We start from the raw sequence: 5,987 nt of genomic DNA on the forward strand, positions 1-5,987 counted from the left end.
ACGAACTGTTTATAACAGTTCGTTTTTTGTAACAATCACATGCTTTAGTACTTTAATAGAGGTTAAGTATTTGGTTTATCCACTTTTTTTAAGATAATTGTACTTATAGTATCTTTCCAATAAATTTCATAATATATTTCTTTTTCCTGATCAATAAACTCACATCCGCCGCACTCTCTTTTTTTACCATGAAATTCACCAGATTGATTTAATAAAAACGTCTCTCCTCCGATCGTTCCGTCATTATAGCTAATCAAATAGCGTGAGTTTGACTTAATTAAGTCTTTATCATATTTTCCTTTATACTTTATAGTTGTTTGATATAATATATCAGTTCCGACCAAAGTCATTTGGTGTAATATTTCCCAGTTATTATCGGCTCCTTTAAAACTAACAGACTAAGTACGGAATAAATGATTTGCAATCTCTCCGTGTACTGGAGTTAAATAAGAACAATAAACTAAAAGTAAGATACGCTATTGTATTTTTCATTTGAAATCTCCAGTTTTTATATTAAATATTCAATTACATAATTTATTTTTATACAATAATTAATCCTTATTAAACTAAATTTCCATTTGCTACAAATTTGAAAGGTAGATTTTTTACTTTTTACAATTGGCTTAAAGTGAGTATGAAACTTAAAGTTGAATGCTTACCTGAAGGGTAAAAAAGATGTAGAACATTTAAATTACTCACATATAGTAAATAATGTAGATCATCTTTACTTTTTAATTTACACATAGTATGATGATTTCAATAAGTTAGATTTCAATGAACATAATAATAAATGAGGTGCATTTTGTGAGTGCGGTAGGTTCTAAATAGGAAAAAAATAAATGAAATAAATAGGATGAAAAAAGGGGAGTTAGTAGAATTCGTACCCTTAATTTTGTCATGTATTTATTTCAAACCTATGAAGATACCTACAATACTTTATAATGCGTGTAATGAAATTAGTATGGCTATTCTGTAATAGCTTATTTAACTATATTTCAATTATGATTGCCTTGTAATGTGATTAAAGCTGCGGTATCTCCGCAGCTTTTTTATATTTTTTCGGGTAAAAACAGATCTTTATTTCTATTTCATTGGAATCTAACGGGTGGGTATCTCCATTTATGATCGATAAAATCAGATTAAAGAGGAGAATTAAAATTGAATAATATAACATTTGAAAAATTACAATATAACGAGTTAAAAGAAATTGTAAAATCTTATTGTATAAGTGGATTAGGTAAAAAATTGATAAATCAATTAGAACCTAGTACCAATATAAAAGTAGTTAAAAATAGATTAAATGAGACAACTGAAGCTCGGGCAATATTAGACGCAGAAGGACATGTACCATTTTTAGGTGTCTCTAACATTGAAAAGATTATTCAAAATCTTGAAAAGGGCGTGATATTAGATCCGAGTGATTTAATCAGTATTTCGGACTTTTTAAGAGGATGTAGAAGAATTAAAAAATTTATGCAAGATAACGTATTTTTTGCCCCAATTCTCGCTTCTTACGCAAACTCAATGAGTGAATTTATGAGTATTGAAGATGAGATTAACTTCTCAATAAAAGGAAACAGCGTTGATTCTGCGGCAAGTAAGGATCTTAAACGGATACGAAATAATATTGAATCAGTTGAAGAGAAAATTAAAGATCGTTTAAATAAATTTCTAAGTAGTAGTGCCAATAAAATGTATATTCAAGACTTTTTTATAAGTAAGAAAGATGACCGATATACAATACCAATTAAGGCTTCCTTTAAGAAGCAAGTTCCTGGATTAATTATTGAAGTTTCTTCTAAAGGTGCAACAGTCTTTATTGAACCGAATACAGTAAATAAATTAAACAGTGAGTTAGCAAGCCTTAAGGCTGAAGAGGCAATGGAAGAATATCAAATATTAGCTACCCTTTCAGGAATGATATTAGAAAACATTTATGAAATAAATATAAATATGGAGTTAATTAGCCAATATGATATGATGTTTGCTAAAGCTAAATTTAGCAAACATATTGGTGGAGTTGAGCCGAAATTAAATGAATTCGGATATATAAAGTTAGTTGATTGCAAACATCCACTATTAACAGGTAATGTAGTTCCACTTAATTTTGAGATAGGGGAAAGTTATCGAAGTTTAATCATTACTGGACCTAATGCAGGTGGCAAGACAGTCGTTCTGAAAACAATTGGCTTACTAACATTGGCAACAATGTCAGGTTTCCATATCATTGGAGACATGGGGACTGAAATTGCAGTTTTTGAAAAGATTTTTGTTGATATTGGTGATAATCAAAGTATAGAAAATGCACTAAGCACATTTTCATCACATATGAAAAACCTTTCTGATATTATGGGTGTTTCTAATAATAATACACTTTTACTATTTGATGAAATAGGAAGTGGTACGGAACCGAATGAAGGATCAGCACTAGCAATTTCAATTTTGGAAGAATTTTACCTTATGGGATGTATTACAGTTGCAACTACTCATTATGGTGAAATTAAACGTTTTTCAGAAATGCATAGTGACTTTATGAATGCAGCAATGCGATTTAATAGTGAGACACTAGAACCAATGTACAAGTTAATAATCGGGAGATCAGGAGAAAGTAATGCTCTATGGATTTCTAAGAAAATGAATATTCGAGAAAATGTACTTCAAAGAGCGAAGGAATATATGGATAATAAAGAATATCGATTAGAAAAAGTAATTGAAAGTGCAATAAGAAAACCAAAGATTGTCAAATTGAAAGCAGAAGAAAAGGCTAACTATCAAAAAGGCGACCGAGTAAAATTATTAGACTTTGATAACTTTGGAATTGTCTATAAAGAAATCGATAATTTTTACAATCTCATTGTTTTTTACAATGGCGAATTTTTGGAAGTGAATGAAAAACGAATATCTTTAGAAGTAAAAGCTGCAGAACTTTATCCAGAAGGATATGACTTAGATACGTTATTTGTTGATTATGCCACAAGGAAATTGCAGCACGATATTGAACGAGGTTCGAAAAAGGCATTACGAAAGATTCAAAAAGGAATGAGAAGTAACGGGGAGTAATATTTCAGCCGTTTATATTCAACAAATTATTACACTTTGTATACAAACCAAAACATCAGCTCAAAAGCTGATGTTTTTAATTTAAGAAAAAATTCATTGTTTTCAAGAATACAAAACAAATTTAAGTTTAAATGAATAGACTATACCAAACTACATGATTGGGGTCTTAAATATGAGGAAATTTTCTTATATAGATTTAATCGCCACATTAAATATAGAAGATGCACATCCAGGTGGGTTCGATTTAACAAAAAAAACATTAAGATTTCTTCCACTGACATCAGATAGCCAGGTTTTAGAAGTTGGATGCGGTTCAGGTAAAACTGCTAGCTATTTATATGAAAGTTACAATTGCTCAATCACAACAATCGATATAAACAGTCGGATGCTGGCTAATGCAAGAAAACGATTTAACAAAAAGAAAATTCCAGTTACTCTGCATCAAGCAAGTGCAGAAAATCTTCCTTTTAAGGATAATTCATTTGATATTATTATTTCGGAATCAGTAACAAGCTTCACAAATGTAGATAAATCATTACATGAATATGTAAGAGTGTTAAAAAAAGGTGGATATTTTCTTGCAATAGAAATGACATCAGAGAGACCACTAACACTAAAAGAAGAAAGTGAAATAAAGGATGTTTATGGTGTATCAAAAGTAAAAACGGTAAGAGAGTGGGAACAAGCATTAATCAAAGGGGGCTTTAGGGATTATAAAATCCTCAAAGGTAATACAATAATGAATACATCAACAAATTCAATTGATTCACTACCATTTCAAAAGTTACCACCAGAGGGAATTGAATTACTTCATAGATTTCAAGAAATACTAGTGCGTTATAAAGATGTGTTAGGATATAGAGTATTTTTATGTAGAAAAAGATAGGCATAATAGCTTATCTTTTTTGTTTTATTTACAAAACACCCGCTTACCAGGATTGAATTAATTCCAAAGTATCAGACTGTTTATATCCAAAAAATTCAAGTCGCTTTAACTAAGTTAGTCCAATAATTCCAAGCTATTAAATATTCGGCTAAATCATTTGGATGATGTTTTATACATGTAGCTAACCTAAAATATAATCCAACTAATACGTTTTTATATATTATGTGAGAATCATTATTTTGTAAAAATTTCAAATGACTGACTGCGGCGTAAATTGTTTCTTTTGTTAGATTATCTGGTGAAGAACAAAACGCATAGATTAAATCATAAAGTGGATCACCAAACACTGGAGTAGGATCTATAATTCCTCTTAACTCGCCTTTATTAAAAATAAAATTATGTATACCGCAGTCACCGTGTAATAAAAAAGGTTCTCCTTGAAAAGTGATTTGATTTGAATTGTTTACAATAGAAAAGACAAGTGTATGATCTTGCTTATCTAAATACGAATCTAAAATTTTATAAGACTCTGTCATTCTACTCATAAGAAAATCTGACCATGAATTCGATAAATCAACTGCCCATCCCCAACCTGGAGCATTAGGGTAGGATTCGTAATTATTTATTAACTGTTCAACAAGTGCTATAAGTAATTCTTTTTTGTTTTGTTTAACATAATTTGTGCTACCTGGAATGAATGGATAAACTATGTATTTGAATGCTTTTTCAGCAAATAGTAAATTGGGTAATAAATCTACAGTGTTATAGAAATTAAGAAAATATGCTTCTGATTTTAGTACACGAGGATCATTTAACTTAACAATAAATTTACTATCGTTTTTGCTGTTACTTAGAAGATATATACTGCTTGATGTTCCACCGGTTAGTTGAGTGTACTTAATTTCTTTTTTGTTAATTACATTCATATTTGATAAATCATTTATTAATGATTCTATTTGCATAGTATCCTCACCTTTGTTATTAATAATGTACTTATTTAAGTATACTCTTATAAATCAACGGTCACCATGAGGATAGATCGGAAAATGCTTATTAATCTCCACTTTATTTATGTATAAAAATGTTTTGGAAATTGTATAAGTACACGTACACAAGCTAAGTATGAATAAAATAAAAATTATTTGAATGATTCTTTTCATGATAACTCCTACACATAGTTAATGCTTTTATTCTTTATCTAAAGTGAAGAAGTTATTTTTGTATTAATTATAAAAAAGTATATTGAGGGTGTTTCAATACCCTTATTCACCCATAAAATAAAAAGGCTGTCTCAGAAGTCAGCAATTGACTAAAGAGACATCCCCACAGTAATTGAATATAAGATTATATTGAGCTATTAAAAAAAGAATAATGCAGCTAACGCGACTCCTGCAACAAAACCGAGTGCAATTGAAATACCGAACCCACAGCCGAAGAATCCGCATCTAAATCCATCTCTGTCAAAATCTCTATCGTCTCTTCTATCAAATCTTCTATCAAACCTTCTGTCAAATCTTCTATCGAATCTATCATCAAATCTATCATCAAACCTATCATCAAATCTATTGTCAAAGCGATTACCAAACATATTATCAAAACGATTTTCATTGCGGGAACTTCTATTTGAAAAGTTTCTTTCTGAGAAATCTCTATTAGATTGGTTTCTATTCATGTTATTTCTATTACGATTTGATGATCTATTTGAAGAATTAGAGCCTTGGCGATGTTGATTGACTGGTTCAATAAATACTCGATCATCAGTTACTCTAGTAATACGACCAACATGCTCTTTTCCATCTTTATCGAAAATGCGTACAACCTGCCCTCTAAAATTATTACATAATTGATGGGCTTCATTACATTGCATAACAATTCCTCCTTTTCTTGTACTAATCTATGGAAGAGGAATAGTTTGTGCTTGTACTTATACCTAGTTGTACAATCAACTAATTAATTTGTTTGAAATTTACGTAAATCATTTTTGTTAACTTTTTGTAAAAGAAATGCTTGCAATCATTTGGACGAGATGGTATATTTGTTT

Annotated in this window: 5 protein-coding genes; 2 read left to right on the forward strand and 3 right to left on the reverse strand. The window is 29.9% G+C overall.

Features of this window, described 5'->3' with window-relative positions; genetic code table 11:
• Nucleotides 1-62: 62 nt before the first annotated feature.
• Entirely contained in the window at nucleotides 63-350 is a 288-nt protein-coding gene (locus EP747_RS23695) for a hypothetical protein (RefSeq protein WP_129692442.1), read from the reverse strand.
• Nucleotides 351-1,158: 808 nt separating this feature from the next.
• On the opposite strand from EP747_RS23695, the gene EP747_RS23700 reads away from it, so the two are divergent.
• Together EP747_RS23700 and EP747_RS23705 are read left to right on the forward strand one after the other, a co-directional pair.
• Complete coding sequence (locus EP747_RS23700; protein WP_129692443.1) at nucleotides 1,159-3,060, forward strand: endonuclease MutS2; 1,902 nt, start codon at nucleotides 1,159-1,161, stop codon at nucleotides 3,058-3,060.
• A 172-nt stretch (nucleotides 3,061-3,232) separates the two neighbouring features.
• Nucleotides 3,233-3,946 (forward strand): class I SAM-dependent methyltransferase, encoded by a 714-nt coding sequence (locus tag EP747_RS23705; RefSeq protein WP_165347275.1) that lies wholly within the window; start codon nucleotides 3,233-3,235, stop codon nucleotides 3,944-3,946.
• Nucleotides 3,947-4,041: 95 nt separating this feature from the next.
• On the opposite strand, the gene EP747_RS23710 is transcribed toward EP747_RS23705, so the two are convergent.
• Nucleotides 4,042-4,908 (reverse strand): phosphotransferase, encoded by an 867-nt coding sequence (locus EP747_RS23710; RefSeq protein ID WP_129692445.1) that lies wholly within the window; start codon nucleotides 4,906-4,908, stop codon nucleotides 4,042-4,044.
• Between the two features lie 395 nt (nucleotides 4,909-5,303).
• Entirely contained in the window at nucleotides 5,304-5,813 is a 510-nt protein-coding gene (locus EP747_RS23715; protein WP_129692446.1) for a hypothetical protein, read from the reverse strand.
• Nucleotides 5,814-5,987 lie beyond the last annotated feature (174 nt).

It is taken from the genome of Gottfriedia acidiceleris (assembly GCF_004138285.1).
GTDB lineage: Bacteria > Bacillota > Bacilli > Bacillales > Bacillaceae_G > Gottfriedia > Gottfriedia acidiceleris_A.

Excerpts from the sequence above, each read along its gene's own strand:
- EP747_RS23695 (WP_129692442.1), bottom strand. The coding sequence starts at position 350 with ATGACTTTGGTCGGAACTGATATATTATATCAAACAACTATAAAGTAT.
- EP747_RS23710 (WP_129692445.1), bottom strand. The coding sequence starts at position 4,908 with ATGCAAATAGAATCATTAATAAATGATTTATCAAATATGAATGTAATT.
- EP747_RS23705 (WP_165347275.1), top strand. The coding sequence starts at position 3,233 with ATGAGGAAATTTTCTTATATAGATTTAATCGCCACATTAAATATAGAA.
- EP747_RS23715 (WP_129692446.1), bottom strand. The coding sequence starts at position 5,813 with ATGCAATGTAATGAAGCCCATCAATTATGTAATAATTTTAGAGGGCAG.